Annotated in this window: 18 protein-coding genes and 1 riboswitch; of the genes, 12 read left to right on the forward strand and 6 right to left on the reverse strand. The window is 47.2% G+C overall.

Going from position 1 to position 19,201, the window contains the following annotated elements; all coding sequences use genetic code 11:
• Window positions 1-50: 50 nt before the first annotated feature.
• Window positions 51-530 (reverse strand): nucleoside 2-deoxyribosyltransferase, encoded by a 480-nt coding sequence (locus tag LACZS1_RS06620; RefSeq protein WP_070650530.1) that lies wholly within the window; start codon window positions 528-530, stop codon window positions 51-53.
• 75 nt (window positions 531-605) lie between these two features.
• On the reverse strand, window positions 606-1,973 hold the full coding sequence (gene rlmD / locus LACZS1_RS06625; RefSeq protein WP_274804341.1) for a 23S rRNA (uracil(1939)-C(5))-methyltransferase RlmD: 1,368 nt from the start codon (window positions 1,971-1,973) through the stop codon (window positions 606-608).
• Window positions 1,974-2,050: 77 nt separating this feature from the next.
• Between rlmD and LACZS1_RS06630 the strand changes: the two genes are divergently transcribed.
• Window positions 2,051-2,431: a hypothetical protein gene (locus LACZS1_RS06630; RefSeq protein WP_047107588.1), complete on the forward strand. Its 381-nt coding sequence runs from the start codon at window positions 2,051-2,053 to the stop codon at window positions 2,429-2,431.
• An 11-nt stretch (window positions 2,432-2,442) separates the two neighbouring features.
• Here the strand turns inward: LACZS1_RS06630 and LACZS1_RS06635 are convergent, their stop codons facing one another.
• Window positions 2,443-3,963 (reverse strand): helix-turn-helix domain-containing protein, encoded by a 1,521-nt coding sequence (locus tag LACZS1_RS06635; protein ID WP_070650528.1) that lies wholly within the window; start codon window positions 3,961-3,963, stop codon window positions 2,443-2,445.
• A 72-nt stretch (window positions 3,964-4,035) separates the two neighbouring features.
• On the opposite strand from LACZS1_RS06635, the gene recX reads away from it, so the two are divergent.
• The 3 genes from recX (at window position 4,036) to LACZS1_RS06650 (ending at window position 5,987) form a co-directional block, all read left to right on the forward strand.
• Window positions 4,036-4,833, forward strand: coding sequence for a recombination regulator RecX (gene recX / locus LACZS1_RS06640; RefSeq protein ID WP_070650527.1), 798 nt, complete (start codon window positions 4,036-4,038; stop codon window positions 4,831-4,833).
• 73 nt (window positions 4,834-4,906) lie between these two features.
• Window positions 4,907-5,443 (forward strand): nucleoside tri-diphosphate phosphatase, encoded by a 537-nt coding sequence (ntdP, locus tag LACZS1_RS06645; RefSeq protein WP_070650526.1) that lies wholly within the window; start codon window positions 4,907-4,909, stop codon window positions 5,441-5,443.
• Window positions 5,444-5,468: 25 nt separating this feature from the next.
• Window positions 5,469-5,987, forward strand: coding sequence for a hypothetical protein (locus tag LACZS1_RS06650; RefSeq protein WP_070650525.1), 519 nt, complete (start codon window positions 5,469-5,471; stop codon window positions 5,985-5,987).
• A gap of 112 nt (window positions 5,988-6,099) precedes the next feature.
• Here LACZS1_RS06650 and LACZS1_RS06655 read toward each other — a convergent pair whose 3' ends face one another.
• Window positions 6,100-6,534 carry a GNAT family N-acetyltransferase gene (locus tag LACZS1_RS06655; protein ID WP_047107584.1) on the reverse strand — a complete coding sequence of 145 codons (435 nt, stop codon included), beginning with the start codon at window positions 6,532-6,534 and terminating at the stop codon, window positions 6,100-6,102.
• A gap of 76 nt (window positions 6,535-6,610) precedes the next feature.
• Between LACZS1_RS06655 and LACZS1_RS06660 the strand changes: the two genes are divergently transcribed.
• The 3 genes from LACZS1_RS06660 to LACZS1_RS06670 all read left to right on the forward strand — a co-directional run bounded on the left by LACZS1_RS06660 (window position 6,611) and on the right by LACZS1_RS06670 (window position 10,861).
• The gene (locus tag LACZS1_RS06660) at window positions 6,611-7,789 is read left to right on the forward strand and encodes an AI-2E family transporter (RefSeq protein WP_047107583.1); all 1,179 of its coding nucleotides are present in this window, start codon (window positions 6,611-6,613) and stop codon (window positions 7,787-7,789) included.
• A 73-nt stretch (window positions 7,790-7,862) separates the two neighbouring features.
• The gene (locus LACZS1_RS06665; RefSeq protein ID WP_070650524.1) at window positions 7,863-9,221 is read left to right on the forward strand and encodes a hemolysin family protein; all 1,359 of its coding nucleotides are present in this window, start codon (window positions 7,863-7,865) and stop codon (window positions 9,219-9,221) included.
• A gap of 65 nt (window positions 9,222-9,286) precedes the next feature.
• Complete coding sequence (locus tag LACZS1_RS06670) at window positions 9,287-10,861, forward strand: peptide chain release factor 3 (RefSeq protein WP_070650523.1); 1,575 nt, start codon at window positions 9,287-9,289, stop codon at window positions 10,859-10,861.
• Window positions 10,862-10,989: 128 nt separating this feature from the next.
• Here LACZS1_RS06670 and LACZS1_RS06675 read toward each other — a convergent pair whose 3' ends face one another.
• Both LACZS1_RS06675 and LACZS1_RS06680 read right to left on the reverse strand, forming a co-directional pair.
• A complete protein-coding gene (locus LACZS1_RS06675) occupies window positions 10,990-11,283 on the reverse strand; it encodes a DUF1827 family protein (RefSeq protein ID WP_010487685.1) in 294 nt (97 codons plus the stop codon).
• Window positions 11,284-11,444: 161 nt separating this feature from the next.
• Window positions 11,445-13,673 carry an ATP-dependent Clp protease ATP-binding subunit gene (locus LACZS1_RS06680; RefSeq protein WP_162829146.1) on the reverse strand — a complete coding sequence of 743 codons (2,229 nt, stop codon included), beginning with the start codon at window positions 13,671-13,673 and terminating at the stop codon, window positions 11,445-11,447.
• Window positions 13,674-13,892: 219 nt separating this feature from the next.
• Here LACZS1_RS06680 and ykzS point away from each other — a divergent pair, with 219 nt between their 5' ends.
• The 5 genes from ykzS (at window position 13,893) to thiT (ending at window position 18,984) form a co-directional block, all read left to right on the forward strand.
• Window positions 13,893-14,084, forward strand: coding sequence for a protein YkzS (ykzS, locus tag LACZS1_RS06685; protein WP_010487689.1), 192 nt, complete (start codon window positions 13,893-13,895; stop codon window positions 14,082-14,084).
• Between the two features lie 142 nt (window positions 14,085-14,226).
• On the forward strand, window positions 14,227-14,493 hold the full coding sequence (locus LACZS1_RS06690; protein WP_003566007.1) for a phosphocarrier protein HPr: 267 nt from the start codon (window positions 14,227-14,229) through the stop codon (window positions 14,491-14,493).
• A complete protein-coding gene (gene ptsP / locus LACZS1_RS06695) occupies window positions 14,493-16,217 on the forward strand; it encodes a phosphoenolpyruvate--protein phosphotransferase (RefSeq protein WP_047107579.1) in 1,725 nt (574 codons plus the stop codon). The genes LACZS1_RS06690 and ptsP overlap by 1 nt, the downstream gene beginning before the upstream one ends.
• Before the next feature lie 266 nt (window positions 16,218-16,483).
• The gene (locus LACZS1_RS06700; protein WP_070650522.1) at window positions 16,484-17,908 is read left to right on the forward strand and encodes a sugar porter family MFS transporter; all 1,425 of its coding nucleotides are present in this window, start codon (window positions 16,484-16,486) and stop codon (window positions 17,906-17,908) included.
• Between the two features lie 330 nt (window positions 17,909-18,238).
• Window positions 18,239-18,336: riboswitch (TPP riboswitch) on the forward strand.
• A gap of 42 nt (window positions 18,337-18,378) precedes the next feature.
• Window positions 18,379-18,984 carry an energy-coupled thiamine transporter ThiT gene (thiT, locus tag LACZS1_RS06705; RefSeq protein ID WP_010487772.1) on the forward strand — a complete coding sequence of 202 codons (606 nt, stop codon included), beginning with the start codon at window positions 18,379-18,381 and terminating at the stop codon, window positions 18,982-18,984.
• The last annotated feature ends 217 nt before the right edge of the window (window positions 18,985-19,201 follow it).

Raw genomic sequence — 19,201 nt, forward strand, 5'->3', positions numbered from 1 at the left:
AAAAGCTTCCGTTCATCAGATTGTTATCTGGTGGCGGAAGCTTTTTTGATTTAAGCGTTTGCCCGGACTTTTATGGCCGCAACCAACGCTGCTTCATCGGTGTAGATGGCACCGTTGAGTTTGATTAGCCCTGGTGTATAAAGATTCAGATAATGAAATTGATTTTCGGCAACCCGTTGCAAGGCGTCGAGCTTTTGCTGATTAGTAGCGCCGAGACGCCGACTGTCGGTGTAAAGGCCGAGTATCGGGATTTTGGTGGCATAGGCGACCCCGATTTCAGTGGCCACGCCATTGTCGATGACCGGACCGTCCAAGATTGCCACCAACAAATCAGCAGCCTCTAGGCGATCAGTATCAGCTTGGGCGATCATTTTGGAATCGGCATAAGCTTCTTTATTGTTAATTGCCGCGTTTTCCTGAGGCACATACAGATCGACGTCAGGCACGGCGGCGCGAATTTGCGCGGCTAATTTTGCGTTGTAGTCAAAATCGGCGTGACTGAAAAGCGCATTGGCAAAATAAATTTTCATGGCAGGGACCTCGCTTTGGATGGATGAATTGGGGGAAGAATGCGGATAGTGAAGACGCTGCTTCATTTAACGCGATTAGCGTCGCGTAAACTTGACAACTGCCTCACAGCGGGCAGTTTGCGGGAACATGTCGATGCTCTGGACCCAGTCAACCTTGTAATGTTTGGCCAGCGGAACGAGATCACGCGCCAATGTTGAGGGGTTGCAGGAAATATAAACAAACTTCTTAGGGTTAAGGTTCAGCAAGGCATTAATAAAAGGACGTTCAAGGCCGGCACGCGGTGGGTCGACAATCACGGCGTCAGGGTGAATCCCTTCTGCCAGCCACTTAGGAAACAGGGCCTCGGCTTTGCCAACAAAGTAATGTGCCTTGGTAAAGCCATTATGAGCCGCATTGGACTTCGCGTCGGCAATCGCTTCAGGCACCGTGTCCATGCCGTAGATGGTCTGGTGCTGGTCGGCGAGGCTGATGCCGACAGTGCCGATCCCACAATACGCATCGACCAGTGTATCGCTTCGGTCCAGTTCAAGGGCGTCTTTTGCGATGGTATAGAGCCGTTCAGTTTGCGCCGGGTTAAGTTGTAAAAAGGCTTGCGGTGAAACCTGAAAAGTGCGGTCTAACAACGTCTCATGGATATAAGGTTGGCCAGCCAAAAGTCGGCTTTCCTTGCCCCAAATAATTGAAGTGTTGCCAGGATTAATATTTTGGGCAATGCTGACGACCATAGGCAAACGCGTTGCAATGGCCGCGACCAATTTGGTTTGCTGGGGCAGTTTAGCGCTGTTGGTAATGAATGTGACTTGTACTTCACCAGTTGCAAAAGATTCCCGAACGACCAACGTTTTGACAATGCCAGCGTTCTTTTTTTCTTCGTAAATCGGAATCTGGAGCTCTTCAAGCAGCTGGCACAAAACAGTCACGACTTTCATGGTCAACGGCGCCTGTGTCAAAAAATGGGTTAACGGGACAAGGTGATGTGATCCAGGGGCGTATAAACCGGCGCGAACATGACCGTCAATGACTCGAACCGGGAACTGAGCTTTGTTGCGATAATGCGTCGGGTGCGTCATGCCGATGGTTGGTTTTAAGTCATAATGTTGCCAGCCGGCTGGTTTGAACTTGGCTAAGGCCTGTGCGACGACATCCCGTTTGAAGCGCAATTGAGCCGGATAAGCAAGGTGGTTTAATTCAACGCCGCCAATTTGTCCATAGAGCGGTTCCGTGGGTTTCACTCGATCAGATGAGGCCGAACGGATTTTGTGGACCTTGGCTTCAAGATAGCGGTCATGAATCGCCGTCACTTCAGCAACAACGATTTCGCCGGGGAGCGCACCGGTAACAAAAGTAATTTTGCGTTGATAGTACCCGATACCTGCGCCGTTGATATCCAAACGCTTGATAGTTAATGGAAAACGTTGTCTGATTTTAACCGTGGTTGCCATGAAATACTCCTTTACGCTGACAAATGGTGACGATCCCTGAAAAATTCTAGTATAATGTACTTTCAGGAGGATTGACTGTGAAAATTACTTATTCGAATACCATGAGCAAAAAAATGACGGCGACCGTTTGGCAAAACGACACGCCACATGTCATACACGTTGGCGAAACGCTAGATCTTAAAGTTCAACGCGGTGACAAAATAACCTATAAAGTTGGCCGATTAAACAAGGTACATGCGATTGATTACCAAAGTCCGGAAGCCAAGTTTGAAATTCAGATCAATCGTAGTCTGCAAAATGCTTATTTTGTTGTGATGTTTCTGATGGTGGTTTTTTTGTGGTTTAACCGCAATAGTAACCTGAACAACACGATGCTGGTTACCGCGGTCGTTCTGGGATTGGCCGGATATGAGGCGTTGGTTTATTTTGTCGGCTATACCGCCAAACCGTTTCACTAAAATAAAAAGGTTTAGGCCTGCGCCGATGAGCCGTGTTGACGCTGTAATTGTTTGAGTCGGCGATAAAGATTGAAATAATCTAAATCAGTCGGTTCCGGCATCCAAGTAATCAGCGGGGTTGCGGGATCAAACGGGTGGCCCAAACGCGGGATCACCCGTTTTGGTTTGGTGAGGCTGGTGATGATCAAATCCGGTTTGACTGCTGTATCAGGTGGCACAACCCGGATAAAGCCCAAATCATCCAGAAAGTTGAGCAAATCCCGTTTGGCAAACGAGTCATGCTCGATGAGAACGTTAACGACCATCTGCATGTCTCGGTTAAGTTCAGGATAATTGTCTTTCACCAAAAGATATAAGCCGCTGATGAAGGGCTCGGGAAAGTCAGCAAAAATGGATTCAGGCATCGATTTAGGAATTTTTTTGAGGTACCGCTGAATTTCCGCAGCTAATTGACTGCTGTCGGCTTCTTCATAAGGTGACTGGGCAAAATCAATGCGCTGGCTAAATCGTCCATCGAGTACATATTCGTTAAAACTAAGGCGGTATAAATTAGCAATCATGACTTGGCTTTCGGCAATCAGCTGGCGATCCGTTTCTTGCAGCTGATCGTTCAAGTGGCTGAGCAACCCAAAAACAAATCGATTCACGAGGTTATCGGTTTCATCGAAATGTTCGATGATTTGCCGATCAAGCGTTTGCGGTTGCCGAGTCACGGTCATAAAATACATGCGCATAAAATAATAAAATTGTTTTTCCGCCTTTAGTTCTGACGCTGACAGATTAGGAAACCGTGATTGGGTAAAAATCAAATCCGGCAGGTCATCGTGTCCGGAAAAAAGCAGCTGCATGCGGCGATTCGGCAATAGGGCATGGCCTGCTTTGATCCGCATCAGCTGAATGGCAAGAATGACCAATGCTTCTTTGGACATCGGTTGCACCGGTACCAGCAAAAATGTTGGCGCAACCTGATTGATCTCAGCCAAAAGCGTCTTTGCCTGTTGCTCTTGGGCAGCCGAAAATGGCCAGCCGGCACCGCGATAAGCGAGCATAAAAAAAGTAAACATCGCCAAGCGGATATGTAGCTCATCACCTTCGATTGCCCAAGTTGTGCTGTTGAGATTAACGCCATTGTCCGCCAAGTAATCCCGAAATGGGGTGATGCGGCGTCGCAAGGTTGAAACGCTTGTCTGGTGATTTTCTTTAAATCGGTGAAAATCAGGATGCGGATTTTTAAACACGTCATCAAAGAATTCAAACGGCAGGCTGTCTTTAAGCAAGGCAAAGCGGTATTGGTTGAGCGTGACCCGTTTTAAAAATTGGGTAAAATTTGCCTCGTCAACGGCTTCGTCAGGAATGATTTTATTAAGCTGAACCAAAACGGTCTGAAATGCCGTGTAGGTTTGCGAGTATGATAAACCTGTTGTGCGGCTAAGTGCATTGATCGATATGGTTGTTTGTGGCAAGGTCTTCATTGCCCGAAATAGTTGATAATTAATCAAACTATGACGGTCAAAAAAACTAGCTTCAAACATAACAGACCTCCATCTTATTTATGAAAAGTATAACATAAGTGATGGCATGATTAGAAAGGTGGTCAAAAGCGCATGGGGCAAATTACAAAGATAACAGCGCAAAAACGGCGGGGACGCTATAATATTTTTCTGGACGGTGAGTATGCCTTTCCGGTCAGTGAGACGACGTTGGTGAATTATCAGCTCGCCAAAGGGATGACACTCACACCAGCGGAGGAGGCCCAGATCAAGGACAGCGAAGTCGTTGCCATGGGTTTGGAAATCGGTTTGAATTATATCAACCATCAAAGTCGCACTCGCCATGAAGTCAAGGAACGGTTGGCGAAAGAAGATTTTCCGGAAGACGTCATCGGCCAAATCCTACAGCGTTTAACGGAGCTGGGGTTCTTAAACGATGTTGAGTATGTTCAGCGCTATTTAGAAGCCAATAGCAAAATGGGCGAAGCCGGACCACGCATGGTGCGTCATAAGCTCGAGCAGAAAGGCATTACGGCCGATTTGTTAACCGAGCAACTGGCCACCATTCCTTCAGCAACATGGACTGAAGCAGCGGTGCGTGCGGGTCAAAAAAATCTGCGCCACCATCAAAACCGGGCATTTAAGGATCAATTACAGCGACTGCGGGTTGCCTTGATACAAAAAGGATTTGATGAAGCAACGATTGCTGCTGCGATTGAAATTCTCGATCCGCAACCGGATGCAGAAAGTGAGCTGGCACTTTTAAAAGCCGAGGCAGCGAAACAGTGGCGGTTAAAACAACATTACGAAGCGCGAATTCGTAAGCAAAAGGTCAAGTCGGCCTTATTTCGCAAGGGGTTCGATTTGGATGCCATCGATGATGTTTTGGCGGATTTGGCAGAAGAGAACTAGAGCTCTAGTTTTTTAGCGGTATCCGATAAGCTTTGTTATAATGAAAATCGGAATTTTAGAAAGCGGGTTTTGTATGCTGATCCCTAAAGAAGGCGACTCGTTCGCCATTCAAAGTTATAAACATGATGGCAGTTTGCATCGCACCTGGCGTGACACGATGGTGCTTAAAACGAGTGAAGACGCCTTGATCGGCTGCAATGATCATACCTTGGTCACCGAGTCTGACGGGCGTCGCTGGTTGACGCGGGAGCCGGCAATTATTTTCTTTCACAAGCATTACTGGTTCAATGTGATTGCGATGATTCGTGAAGGTGGCGTTTCGTATTATTGCAACTTGGCGACTCCTTTTACCATGGATCAGGAAGCACTGAAATATATTGATTACGACTTAGATGTCAAAGTGTTTGCGGACGGGGAAAAGCGCCTGCTGGATGTTGATGAATATGAAGCCCACCGCAAAATGTGGCAGTACCCCGCCACGACGGATCGTATTTTGAAAGCCAACGTTAAAGTGCTGGTCGATTGGATCAACCACGGTAAGGGGCCCTTTTGCCAAGCCTATGTAGATTTGTGGTATCGCCGGTACTTACAATTGGCCCATCGAATCTGAAGACGGTATGAATGTTGGAGGCAATATGAAACAAATTCCGCAACAACCTGCACAATTATTTGCAGGTCATGCTTATACAACCGAAAGTAGCGATCAACTCGGCACGTTTCGCCCTGCGTGGACAGATTTCGAACAGCGACTGGGATTTAAATCGCTTGATCAGTTGGCCAAAACGCCTAACCGAACGGCGATGGTGATCTTTTCGCCGTATGATACCTTTCTGTACTGGATTGGCAGCTTATTGCCGGCGGGGACAGATGTACCAAAAGCCTATGATTGCTTCTCGCTGCCAGCAGCGACGGCCGGGCAAGTGAAGCAACCGGCCAGTCAAGTTTTGGCAAAAGAATTACCGTTGGCTACCAGCTTTAATAAAGGCTTACAGATCATCGAACAGGCAGGGTATCCACTGCCCGAACGTTTAGGCCAGACGGATCATCCTTATTATCTGGAAAGTTACCTGCTTGATGGAACGGCGGTCAAAACGGTGGCTTATCGTCTTTATATTGATCCGAACCAGTTGACCGGGGTTGACGAATATGAATAAAAAAGCAAGCGCGGCATGACCTGCTTGCAGTGATGGGCTTCTAATAAATTCAAATTAGAAGCGTATTTTTTTCAAATTTGAATGGTTTAATCGGACTAACCTGAAGCACCGCTTAATCTAATTTCAGTATCATTTCACGATGGCGAATGCCGGCATCTAGGAATTCCGGTCGATTCGTTAATTCAAATCCTAAAGTTTTATAAAAACCAACTGCCTGAATCTGGGCGCCGAGTTTGAGAAACGCCACATGATGCTGGCGGGCATATTTGATGATGGCGGTTAGCACCATTTTGCCAAGGCCATGCTTGCGGTAGACCTTTTCCACGGCAACGCGTTGAACGTGATAGCCGTTTGCTTCCGGTAAAATTCGAGCAGTAGCCACAGGCAAGCCAGCGTCATAAAGGACAAAGTAGGTGGCTTTTCCTTCATCACTGTCGACTTCCAGATCTGCCGGGACGTGCTGTTCCTTGACGAAAACATGTGTCCGGATCTGAACGCTATCTTGGTGAATCGCTGAATCTAAAGCAGTTGTTGTCTTTAATTCCAAAGTGCGAACCTTCTTTCCGTTTTGATAAATTGTTTGCTATTATAACACTAGCGAGAAGAGGTTGGGGAGGCCAATTATGTTTGATAAGTTACGCCATTCAAAATTAATGTTCTGGTCAGTCGAGTTATTGGTACTGATTTTCGTGGTGATCGGCTTAACCCAGGTCTCGTTCTTATTTGCGCCGGTTGCAACGTTCTTTTCAACGCTGCTGATCCCGATTCTGTCGGCTGGATTTTTGTTCTATTTATTTAATCCGATTGTGAAGCTGTTGCAACGGCTGCATATCAGTCGCAATATTTCGATTCTTTTGATTTTCCTGGTGGTTATTGGCGCCATCGTCTTAATTGTCATGGCGGTCCTGCCGAATCTGATTTACCAGGTCACCCAATTCATTACCAATATTCCGGATTTCTTAAAGGGGTTGCGTTCCTTTATCAGTAAGGCTTCGCACTACACTTGGTATCAGCGGCTTAACATTGGCAAATATGTGGCAAGCTTACAAATATCGCCAAGCAAATTGCTGAGTCAGGTGCTAGGCAGCTTCTCAAGTGGATTGCCGGGTATGATCGGTTCTTTGGCAAGTATTGTGGTCAGCATTATTACGATTCCGGTGATGCTCTTTTACTTCCTTAAAGACGGCGAAAACTTCGTGCCAAGTATTCAGCGACTCTTACCGCGGCGGTATCATGCGGAGGTGGCAACAGTGTTCACACGCTTGAATGCCACACTATCGCATTATATCGGTGGTCAGGCAATTGAATGTTTATTCGTTGGCACCTTTACGTTTATTGGCTATCTGATCATTGGCATGCCATACGCGTATCTGCTGGGTTTCATTGCCGGTGTGGTCACCATCATTCCTTATTTGGGACCGTATATTGGCATTGCCCCAGCGCTGGTCATTGCTGCAACCCAGGGATGGACCAAAGTTTTGCTGGTTGTCTTGGTCGTCGTCATTATTCAGATGACTGACGGGAACTTCATCTATCCTAATGTCATCGGGCGGTCTTTGGACATTCATCCGTTGACCATCATCATTTTGCTGATGGTGGCGGGCAATTTATGGGGGCTACTGGGCACTATTTTGGCTGTACCGACTTATGCCGTGATCAAAACCGTCATTACTTACTTATACGAACTATATCGGTTCCATCAAGAACATAAGGATGACGAAGATTTTGATGATGAGCGCGAACTACCCGAGCCGACCCCACAGGACGGCGCGCAGCACGATTCTGAATTGAAAAAGAAATAAGGACTTGCTATACTGAAGTGATCGAACTACGGGGATGAGTCCCCGTTTTTTTTACGAAAGGTTGTGTTTTTGAATGGGCAGTGACCCAGACGGTCAGATATGGGGACAGTTAATCCTCATTATCTTTTTGACTTTAATTAATGCAGGATTTGCTGCCGCAGAAATTGCGGTCGTTTCAAGCTCACGTACCCGAATGCAAGCACAGGCAGACAAGGGTGATCGAAAAGCAGCTAAGTTGGTTGCCATTATGAAGGATTCCAGCCGGTTTTTGGCGACAATTCAAGTCGGCATTACCTTTGCCGGATTTTTTGCGTCAGCTTCGGCCGCAACCACGTTGGCTGATCGGATTGCGCCGATTTTTGGTAACTGGTCTTTTGCGCATGAAGCAGCGGTGATTTTAGTCACGTTGATCTTATCGTATTTTTCGCTTGTCTTCGGTGAACTTTATCCCAAGCAGGTGGCGCTTCAACGGGCAGAACGCGTGGCCAAGCTGAGCGTGACGCCGATCAGTTGGTTAGCAACGTTAATGCGTCCGTTTGTTTGGCTTTTGTCAGCATCGACTCAACTGCTGATGAAGCTGACCCCAATGGAATTTACTCATCAAGGCGAATCGGTTACGCGCGAAGAAATGGTTGCCATGATCGAAAATGGTCGGAATGCCGGTGCCATTGATCCTGATGAATATCAAATGTTTGAAGGCATTATCTCGTTGTCAGACACAATGGCCCGCGAAGTGATGGTACCACGAACGGATGCCTTCATGGTTGATGCCGAAGAGCCTGATCAAAAAGCAATCGACGCGATTTTAAAAAATATTTACTCACGAATCCCGGTTTACGAAGAGGATAAGGACCATGTTATCGGGATTGTCCATATCAAGAACTTACTCAAAGAGGCGCGGCGAGTTGGATTTGAGCATGTTAAAATCGAATCGGTGATGACGGAACCGGTGTTTGTGCCGGAAACCATTACCGTGGATGCACTGCTAAAGGAAATGCAAACTCGTCAACAGCAGATCGCCATTCTTTTGGATGAGTATGGCGGTGTTGTTGGCATTGTCACGATTGAGGATTTACTTGAGGAAATCGTTGGCGATATTGATGATGAATCGGATCAGGCGGAGCAGCTTTATACGAAACAAACGGAGCATGACTATGTCGTTTCTGGGCGGATGCCGATTTCCGAGTTCAATGATTTATTCAAGACCAGTCTGGATGTGCCGGATGTTGATACGATCGCCGGCTATGTGTTGACGCAGCTTGGCGCGATTCCATCGACGCATCATAGCGAAAAACTTGAGCTAGCACCGGGGGTTGTTTTGTCGACCGGCAAAGTAGAAGGGTCACGGCTTGTCAACGTTCACATTCATTTAACTGATATGCCGACGTTAGAGACATCGACAGAAGTATCGTCCAAGGAGACCGATAGCTAGCTCGGCTCAAGATAACATGGGCAGATGCTGGCAGTAACTTTGAACATTTTGGAAGGAACCAGATAATGAAACCACAGGAATTAGCACAAGAAGTCGCAAAACGGCGGACGTTTGCGATTATTTCTCACCCGGATGCCGGGAAGACGACGATTACCGAGCAGCTATTGCTGTTTGGCGGTGTCATCCGTGAAGCCGGGACGGTTAAAGGCCGAAAGTCCGGACATTTTGCCAAATCGGATTGGATGGAAATCGAAAAGAAACGTGGTATTTCGGTCACGAGTTCGGTGATGCAATTCAATTATCAAGGCAAACGTATTAATATTTTGGATACCCCCGGGCACGAAGACTTTTCCGAAGATACGTATCGGACACTGATGGCTGTCGATGCTGCCGTGATGGTGATCGATTCAGCTAAAGGGATCGAAGCCCAGACTAAGAAGCTGTTTAAAGTTGTTAAGCAGCGTGGTATTCCTATTTTTACCTTCATGAATAAATTGGATCGTGACGGGCGCGAACCGTTGGATTTGATTGCTGAATTAGAAGACCTGCTGGGTATTGAAGGCTATGCGATGAACTGGCCGATTGGGATGGGCAAAGGCTTGAAAGGTCTATACGATCGGGTAAATAACCGGATCGAACTGTACCGACGAGAAGGTGACGATCGGTTTTTGGCGCTTGATGACAAAGGTGAACTGGATGCCAGTGAACCATTGACTCAAGACTCTATCTACACGCAAACAATGGATGACATTGAGCTGTTGAACGATGCGGGTAATCAATTTAGCCTCAAGAAAATCATGTCAGGTGATCAGACGCCGGTTTTCTTCGGGTCAGCCCTGACTAACTTCGGCGTCGAAACTTTTCTGAATAGCTTTGTTAAATATGCGCCTGAGCCGGGACCTAAAAAAACCGAGCAAGGTGACGAAGTGATGCCGACCAATCCGGAATTCTCAGCGTTCGTCTTCAAGATCCAAGCGAATATGAACCCGGCTCATCGCGATCGGATTGCGTTTGTGCGCATTGTTTCCGGCGAATTTGAGCGCGGCATGGATGTCGTCTTACATCGTACCGGTAAAACGATGCGGCTGAACAATTCGACCGAGTTTATGGCCGATAGCCGCGAAACCGTCTCGACTGCGGTTGCAGGAGATATCGTCGGCTTATATGATACCGGTAATTTTCAGATTGGCGATACCATTTATCAAGGAAAAACGCCTATTCAATTCGAAAAGTTACCGCAGTTTACCCCGGAAATCTTCGTGCGCGTTACCCCCAAAAATGTCATGAAACAAAAGTCATTTCATAAGGGCATGCAGCAGCTGGTCCAGGAAGGGGCAGTTCAGCTCTATAAGACTTATCATACAAATGACTACATTCTCGGTGCGGTCGGGCAACTGCAGTTTGAAGTTTTCCAGTTCCGGATGTTGCATGAATACCACTCCGAGGTTGTGATGACCCCGATCGGTTCGCGCATTGCCCGCTGGATTGATCCGGATCAGATGGACGAAAAGATGAGCAGTTCGCGTAACCTGCTGGTGCAGGATATTCACGGCGATCCGTTGTTCTTGTTTGAAAACCAATACGCCGAGCGGTGGTTTGCGGACAAGTATCCGGATGTGAAATTGACGGCTAAGCTTTAATCTTGGCACAAAAAAAACGGCTATTGGCCGCTTTTTTGTTTCTGGATTTCGAGGCGCCTTTTTGCTTATACATGATAACCGTTACGAAACATCGTTTGATTGCCTATCGAATGAACAAAATGCCTCTTTTATTCAGCCTGACGTTCTAACTTAGGGATCGTTATCTCGGCTAAGTGGTGGCCTATGATTGGCGAAACATCGTCAATGGACTTTTTGAGCAGTCGATCAAGCGTGTAAGCAATTTCCTCACGCTGAATGTTGCGGCGTTCGTTGGTGAACAATATCTCGATGTGCGAAGGTGCCTCTGTATAAACAACGGTGGTTTGACCGAGTGAAAAAACTTTGACAAGTCGGGCATCAGTGCCGCTTAGTTGCTGGCTTACCAAATTTCTAAAGCTGTTGGTGACATTAATCAGTCGCATGGTCAGGCCCTCCATTTCTCTTCCTACTGGTTTTATTATAAAACAATTTAAGGAAAAATAATATTATGTACAATCGAAAGCCCGCGAACAATTTGTCCGCGGGCTTTCTGTCTTTGCATCACTCATCTTGATCGCGATGATCGGTTGATGACTGATGGTGTTTACTTTTTGCTGGTTTTTGAAGGCGTTTCGGCTTTGGCTGGTTCGCCAACCGTAATTTCACCATTGCTGATGCGGGCTTCAAGTTCCTTGGCATCCGGATGATCCAGATAGAAGTCGGCTACCCGATCTTCAATCTGTTCTTGGATAACCCGCCGTAATGGCCGCGCACCCATGGATGGATTGTAACCCAGGCTGACCAGCTTCTCTTTGACCGGATCGGTGACATGAATCGTCAGGCCCTGACTCTTGAGATTATTGTTGGTGTCAGTGATCATTAAGGAAACGATCTTCAACAAGTCATCTTTGGACAGTGGCTTGAATTCAACAATGTCATCAAAACGGTTGAGGAATTCCGGCTTGAAGTAATTGCCAAGCTGATCCAGAACGCTGTGCGTCTTGCCACTCAAGGTTGCACCAAAACCAACATTAGCCTCGGCATCGGTTGATCCGGCATTGGACGTCATGATGATGATGGTATCCTTGAAGGAAACGGTACGCCCTTGCGAATCCGTCAAGCGGCCATCATCCAGAATCTGCAGGAACATGTTCATAACATCTGGATGGGCTTTTTCAATTTCATCTAACAGAATCAGACTATAAGGATTGCGCCGAACTTTTTCAGTTAACTGACCGGCTTCCTCGTAGCCAACATAGCCTGGCGGTGAACCGATTAGTTTGGAGACACTGAATTTCTCCATGTACTCCGACATGTCAAACCGAATCATGGCATCTTCCGAACCGAACAGCTCTTTGGCAAGCTGCTTGGCCAGTTCCGTTTTACCAACACCGGTAGGCCCAACGAAGAGGAAGGAACCGATTGGCCGGCCCGTCTTGTTGAAGCCAATCCGGTTACGGCGAATGGCCCGCGCAACTTTGTCAACTGCTTCATTTTGGCCGATGACATGTTTTTCAAGATCACTCGCGAGGTTCTTCAACTGTGCCTGTTCTTGTGCTTTCAATTCACCGACAGGAATGTTGGTCTTTTCTTCGACAATCTTTTCCATGTCTTTTTCGGTGACGGTTGGCACTTCATCTTCAGGTAGATTTGATTGTTTCTTGGCCATGTCTTCTAATTTCGTGACTTGATCGCGATAGAAGGCGGCTTTTTCGTAATCTTCCTGCTTAAGCGCTGCCTGCTTTTGATTCTCGGCATCCGCAATCTTGGTTTTGATCGTTTCAGGATCAACGGTTGCAATCGTCAAATTCTTGCGAGAACCGGCTTCATCCAACAGGTCAATGGCTTTGTCAGGTAAGAAGCGATCCTGAATGTAGCGGTTGCTGAGTGTAGCTGCGGCTTCAATCGCGGCTTCCGTATACTTAACATGATGGAAGTCTTGATAACGCGGCTGCAAGCCTTTCAGAATTTTAATGGTTTCGTCAACGCTAGGTTCTTCAACCATGACTGGCTGGAGTCGCCGAGCAAGCGCGGAATCTTTTTCAATTTGCCGATACTCGTTGCTGGTGGTTGCGCCAACCAGCTGCAATTCGCCACGAGCGAGGGCAGGTTTCAAAACGTTGCCTGCATCCATGCCGCCTTCAGCATTGCCGGCACCGACAATTTCGTGAATTTCATCAATAAATAGAATAATGTTCTTATTTTGTTTGAGTTCGTCGATCAATTGTTGCATCCGCTGCTCGAATTGACCACGAATACCGGTTCCTTGAACGAGGGAAACGACATCGAGGCGAATAACGTGACGATCCTGGAGCTTTGCCGGTACGTCGCCATTGGCAATCTTCAAAGCCAAGCCTTCGACGACAGCGGTTTTACCGACACCGGCTTCACCGATCAGAACCGGATTATTCTTCGTCCGGCGATTCAAGATTTCGATCACCCGTGAAATTTCCTTGTCGCGGCCGATGACCGGATCAATTTGGCCTTTGCGTGCCTGTTCGGTCAGATCAACACCGAATTGACCCAGTAATCCCTTACCACCATTGCCATTGCGGCCGTTGTTACCATTGCCGCCGCGTCCTGCCTGAGTAGGCGGGATTTGCGCGTTGGGCTGTTGCGGCCGATCCATTCCCTGATTCATCGCACGGAAGATATCATCTAAGCTCCCGAACCCAAACGGATCAGTAGCATTTGTTGGATTCATATTTCCTCCTGCTTGTTTCTTGAGTAATTGATAACAGTTTTGGCAGAGATTGATCTCCTGCCGCGTACCGTTAACAACGGTTGAAAGATGAATAGTGGCTGGATTCTTATGACAGTTTTCACATAACATTTTGTCACAACCTTCCTGTCTAAATAGGTGCCACATATAGTCGAAAAAGGTTTGACCTTTCTTGACCTATGGCAATAGTATACACCCTCATAGCGAGAATGCAAGCACTCGACACACAAGAGTGCTAAAAAGTTCCAAATATTTCAGTGATATCAGGCATTAGCGCTTTTTCAATGCCTACTTTTATGCTAACCTTATGGAGTGAGGTGAGGCAAATAGATGACTCAGGATTATGTCGCTTTAATGGATGAGTTAAAGACTGGTCAGCGTGACAAGATCACGGTGACGCCCGAAACATTCATGGCGTTTCGGGCGGCATGGACAAATTATCCCGATCGTGAAGAAATTGTGGGGACGGCCAAACGCGATGGTGTCATCGAATACCATTACCGGTCAGTTGATTCCCGCTAAATAAGCGTCAAATCTCATGTGACGCTTGTGGCAAGCTACAAAAAATGGTAAGGTTTACATGAATTGTTTTAGGTGTTAGTGTGCCTATAAACTATTCGGAAAAACACTAGAAATCTAGTTAATATGAAGGAGCAGATCAGTCATGGAAAAACGTGAATTTAACATTATTGCAGAAACCGGGATCCACGCACGTCCGGCAACCTTGTTGGTACAAGCAGCCAGCAAGTTCAACTCAGACATCAACTTGGAATATAAAGGTAAGAGCGTTAACCTGAAGTCCATTATGGGTGTTATGAGTTTGGGTGTTGGCCAAGGCGCCGATGTTACCATTTCTGCTGAAGGTGCTGACGAAGCAGACGCAATTGCTGCTATTACCGATACTATGAAAAAAGAAGGCTTGGCTGAATAATGGCTGAACATTTGAAGGGAATCGCTGCTAGTGATGGGATCGCCACAGCGAAGGCCTATTTACTGGTTCAACCTGATTTATCATTTGACAAAAAAACGGTTGATGATCCTTCAAAGGAAATCAATCGGCTGAAGCAGGCACTTGATCAAAGTAATGATGAGTTAAAGGTTATCCGTGCAAAGGCCGCTGAATCGCTTGGCGAAGAAGAGGCTCAAGTTTTTGATGCCCATATGATGATTTTGGCTGATCCTGACTTTACCGGTCAGATCGAATCCAAGATCAAGGACGAAAAAGTAAATGCCGAACAAGCTGTGAAAGAAGTTTCCGAATTCTTCATTCAGACCTTTGAGGGCATGACTGATAATCCGTATATGCAGGAACGTGCTGCCGATGTTCGCGATGTAACAAAGCGTATTATGGCGCATTTGTTGGGTCGTACATTGCCGAATCCGGCATTGATTGATGAAGAAGTCATTATCGTGGCTCACGATTTGACCCCTTCTGACACGGCACAGCTCAACAAGAAGTATGTGAAGGCATTCGTCACCGACATCGGTGGTCGGACGGCCCATAGTGCGATCATGGCGCGTTCTTTGGAAATTCCTGCTGTTGTCGGAACCGATGACGTCACCAAAAAGGCCAAAAATGGTCAATTGATTTCCGTTGATGGTCTTACCGGCGAAGTTGTCATTGATCCTTCGACGGATGAAGTTGCCAAGTTCAAGCAAGCTGCTGAAGCATTTGCCAAGCAAAAGGCTGAATGGGCACAACTGAAGACGGCGAAATCCGTGACGGCTGATGGCAAGCATTTTGATGTTGCGGCTAACATCGGGACCCCTAAGGATCTCGATGGTGTGCTGGCAAATGGTGCTGAAGGTATCGGCCTGTATCGTACCGAATTCCTTTACATGGATTCTTCCGAATTGCCGACTGAAGACGATCAGTTCGAGGCTTACAAGAAGGTTCTTGAAACCATGAATCCGAAGCCGGTTGTTGTTCGGACAATGGATATTGGCGGGGATAAGCATTTGCCATACCTGCCACTACCGCAAGAACAAAACCCATTCTTAGGCTATCGTGCGATCCGGATCAGTCTTGATCGTCAGGATATTTTCCGTACGCAATTACGGGCTTTGTTGCGGGCGTCTGCATTCGGTAATCTGCGGATCATGTTCCCGATGATCGCAACCATTTCCGAGTTCAAACAGGCTAAGCAGATCTTCACAGAAGAAAAAGACAAGCTGGTTAAGGATGGCGTTAAGGTATCCGACAACATTCAACTTGGCATCATGATCGAAATTCCTGCTGCGGCAGTTTTGGCTGATCAGTTTGCTAAGTATGTCGACTTCTTCTCGATCGGGACTAACGATTTAATTCAGTACTCCATGGCGGCTGATCGTGGGAACGAACATGTTTCTTACCTGTATCAACCATACAACCCATCGATCCTTCGGCTGGTCAAGCATGTGATTGACTCAGCCCACAAGGAAGGCAAATGGGCTGGCATGTGTGGTGAAGCTGCTGGTGATCCGATCATGGTTCCGCTGCTGCTTGGTATGGGACTTGACGAATATTCCATGTCTGCAACTTCTGTTCTTAAGGTGCGCAGCTTGATGAAGCGGCTATCCACTGAGGACATGGCTAAGATGGCCGATGTTGCTCTAAATGAAAATATTTCAAATGACGAAAATGCAGATTTGGTTAAAAAAACAACCGGTCAGTAATGACGTCATGATTTGAAGAAGGCTGTCATCCCAAACAGGGTGGCGGTCTTTTTTAATTGCTTTAAAGCTTTGGCGAGATAGCTTTGTCATTTCTTTTAAGGGCAGCTTGATAAGCAGACAGTAATGCATGCGCTGGTCGTATTCACTTGGCGCGCATGCAGCATTTTCAGAAAAGTGGTATGGTTATTATGTAAACTAAAAAGGTCGAGCCGCGATGCAGATCTGTGATAGTAAGTATGGTGGTTCACCGAATGAGGGGGAATTGCATGTATTTACAACATCAAACAAAAACAGGCTTGCAGCGCAGGGCCGGTGCTTTTTCCACTGCGCGTGTTCGGTTACGACTAGTGGCGCTCATTTCGACAATGGGCGGTCTTCTTTTTGGCTATGATACCGGCGTCATTAATGGCGCTTTGCCGTTTATTTCCAGTGAACTTAAATTAGCACCTGGTTTACAGGGATGGGTTACCAGTAGTTTAACGTTAGGCGCGGCTTTTGGTGCGGTGTTGGTCGGCCGTGTCAGTGACCGGTACGGGCGTAAACGTTTGATTACCGGATTAGCCGGTTTATTTTTTCTCGCCACACTCGCTTCTTCACTAGCGCCTAGTGCTGGTTGGTTGATTGGCGCCCGGATGGTCTTGGGGCTGGCAGTCGGTGGTGTTTCAGTTTTGGTTCCTAGTTTTCTGGCCGAAATTGCGCCAACGAATCGGCGCGGTCGACTTGTGACCCAAAATGAATTAATGGTCGTCTCGGGTCAACTGCTTGCGTTCATCCTGAATGCCGTTTTAGGGACGAATTTTGGTAATGTTCACGGTATTTGGCGGTGGATGATCGTCTTAGCCGTGATCCCGGCTATCCTTTTGGGTGTTGGCACCCATTTTGTTCCTGAATCGCCACGCTGGTTAATGATGAAGGGCCGTCAAAAGGATGCTGAAAACAGTCTCGCGGTTTTGCGAACGCCACAAGAGGTTCCAAATGAGCTTGAACATTTAAAACAGACGATTGCGAAAAGTGCAGAACATAAAAAAGTTAAGCCGGTTGATGCACTTAAGGTTAAGTGGATTCGGCGACTGTTGATGATCGGTATCAGTTTAGGCGTTATCCAGCAAATTGCCGGGATTAATGTCATGATGTATTACGGAACGTCAATTTTGCAGATGACCGGATTTGGCCGCAACAGTGCTTTGGTTGCCAACATTGCCAATGGGGTCACGGCGGTTGTTGCCACAATTGTGACGATGCAATTACTTAAACATGTGCCGCGCCGACCATTACTGATTATTGGTTTAATCGGTACGTCACTGGCGATTACCGGCGTCACGTTCGCTACCCGTTTGCCCGCAGGATCGCCAATGCGTGCCTTTATAACCATTCTGATGATGATGCTCTTTCTAGCCTTCTTCCAAGGAGCGATTAGCCCGATGACTTGGTTGCTTATGTCGGAGATTTTCCCGGAGCAGTTGCGTGGACTCGGTATGGGCACAGCGACCTTCTTCCTGTGGTTAGGTAATTTTGCGGTCGGGGTGCTTTTCCCGATTGGCTTGGCACAAATGGGGATGTTTTGGACCTTCGTTTGCTTCATTGTGACGAACATTGTGTCCTTGCTGTTTGTCATTATCTTTGTCCCGGAAACGGCAGGGAAGTCGTTGGAGGCTTTGCACCGGGAGGAAAAGACGCGGTTGAGTCGGTGAGTGAGAAAATTCGTGTTGCAAGATAGCAGCTATTCTGAAGTACGCTCACGCTCCAAAAACGCGTTCGCAGGCCCAGAAACCTGCGTGTAAGGACCTCTCAAGCATAAATGGTAAAAGACAGATCAGTTCCTGATGCACTTAAACGCGCTCACCAGCCCAGAAACCTCCACATAAGGACCTCAGACCTAAATGGCCAAAGCCCGGCCATTTAGGTCTGAGGCCACTTATGCTCCGGTTTCTAACCGGGCTGGTTCACGCTCTGCTCTGGGTAAAATATTTGCCCTTTCTCCAAAGTCTGGTAGGATAAAGTTGTATCAATTAATTCGATGAACCTTCACAAAGGGGAGCCATTGGCTGAGATCGGGGAGACCCGGACCCTTCGAACCTGTTCGTTAATGCGAGCGTAGGGATTTGTGAACGGTCGGAAGCGACCTTCTTTGTGAGTGGGGATTCACTAGGAGGCTTTTTTTATGCAACAACATAAGCGTCTGGTTGTTATTTTGGAAACAGCGATTATTGCCGCGTTTGCGATGGCGCTGACGTATATTCCGCATACCACCGGGGTTTCGGCGATTGAGTTGAATTATGGCTTGATTCCGATCGCGGTGCTGGCGATGCGGCGTGGGGCGATTCCTGCCGCATGGGCTGGCTTTGTCTGGGGCATTCTTGATTTGATTCTACGTGGCCTGAGCGGTGGCAGTGTCCTGAACCCGATTCAGGGCTTCCTTGAATATCCAATCGCGTTCACGCTGGTTGGTTTGATGGGATTGACCTATGCTGCCTTTCAAAAGAACGTTCGCGGCGGTGAAAAGGTAAAGGCTAGCGGCTATGCTTTCGCCGGTATTATCATCGGTACTTTTGCTAAGTACTTCATTCACTTTATCGCTGGCGTTGTTTTCTGGGGCAGTTATGCACCAAAAGGCATGAATGCCTGGATCTATTCGTTGATCGTTAACGGCGGATCTGCGCTGTTCAGTACCGTATTGGCCATTGTCGTTGTCGGCATTTTGCTAACAGTCGCGCCACAACTCTTTATCGCCAAAGACGGCAAGTCGCTTTCTACCAAAGCAGCTTAAGCCGTTGCATCATTCATAAAAATGACTGGCCGTTTCTTGTCTCCCCGCATTGTAAGGGGCTAGGCATCTAGGCCTTAAATCGGTTCCAAAGATGAAACAAATCTTTGGAGCCGATTTTTTTGTTTTCAAGAAAACTGAAGATGATTAGCGCGGCAGTTGCTGAATTTGAAGCACATTACCGATCCAAATTTTCCCATTGGGCTGAACGAGGATCCGT

It is taken from the genome of Lacticaseibacillus zeae subsp. silagei, from assembly GCF_030770335.1.
GTDB classification, from domain to species: domain Bacteria; phylum Bacillota; class Bacilli; order Lactobacillales; family Lactobacillaceae; genus Lacticaseibacillus; species Lacticaseibacillus zeae.

What these genes read in the sequence shown, in the direction of transcription:
- LACZS1_RS06620 (WP_070650530.1), bottom strand. Translation starts at nt 530, where the DNA reads ATGAAAATTTATTTTGCCAATGCGCTTTTCAGTCACGCCGATTTTGAC.
- rlmD (WP_274804341.1), bottom strand. Translation starts at nt 1,973, where the DNA reads ATGGCAACCACGGTTAAAATCAGACAACGTTTTCCATTAACTATCAAG.
- LACZS1_RS06635 (WP_070650528.1), bottom strand. Translation starts at nt 3,963, where the DNA reads ATGTTTGAAGCTAGTTTTTTTGACCGTCATAGTTTGATTAATTATCAA.
- recX (WP_070650527.1), top strand. Translation starts at nt 4,036, where the DNA reads ATGGGGCAAATTACAAAGATAACAGCGCAAAAACGGCGGGGACGCTAT.
- ntdP (WP_070650526.1), top strand. Translation starts at nt 4,907, where the DNA reads ATGCTGATCCCTAAAGAAGGCGACTCGTTCGCCATTCAAAGTTATAAA.
- LACZS1_RS06650 (WP_070650525.1), top strand. Translation starts at nt 5,469, where the DNA reads ATGAAACAAATTCCGCAACAACCTGCACAATTATTTGCAGGTCATGCT.
- LACZS1_RS06660 (WP_047107583.1), top strand. Translation starts at nt 6,611, where the DNA reads ATGTTTGATAAGTTACGCCATTCAAAATTAATGTTCTGGTCAGTCGAG.
- LACZS1_RS06665 (WP_070650524.1), top strand. Translation starts at nt 7,863, where the DNA reads ATGGGCAGTGACCCAGACGGTCAGATATGGGGACAGTTAATCCTCATT.
- LACZS1_RS06670 (WP_070650523.1), top strand. Translation starts at nt 9,287, where the DNA reads ATGAAACCACAGGAATTAGCACAAGAAGTCGCAAAACGGCGGACGTTT.
- LACZS1_RS06675 (WP_010487685.1), bottom strand. Translation starts at nt 11,283, where the DNA reads ATGCGACTGATTAATGTCACCAACAGCTTTAGAAATTTGGTAAGCCAG.
- LACZS1_RS06680 (WP_162829146.1), bottom strand. Translation starts at nt 13,673, where the DNA reads ATGTTATGTGAAAACTGTCATAAGAATCCAGCCACTATTCATCTTTCA.
- ykzS (WP_010487689.1), top strand. Translation starts at nt 13,893, where the DNA reads ATGACTCAGGATTATGTCGCTTTAATGGATGAGTTAAAGACTGGTCAG.
- LACZS1_RS06690 (WP_003566007.1), top strand. Translation starts at nt 14,227, where the DNA reads ATGGAAAAACGTGAATTTAACATTATTGCAGAAACCGGGATCCACGCA.
- ptsP (WP_047107579.1), top strand. Translation starts at nt 14,493, where the DNA reads ATGGCTGAACATTTGAAGGGAATCGCTGCTAGTGATGGGATCGCCACA.
- LACZS1_RS06700 (WP_070650522.1), top strand. Translation starts at nt 16,484, where the DNA reads ATGTATTTACAACATCAAACAAAAACAGGCTTGCAGCGCAGGGCCGGT.
- thiT (WP_010487772.1), top strand. Translation starts at nt 18,379, where the DNA reads ATGCAACAACATAAGCGTCTGGTTGTTATTTTGGAAACAGCGATTATT.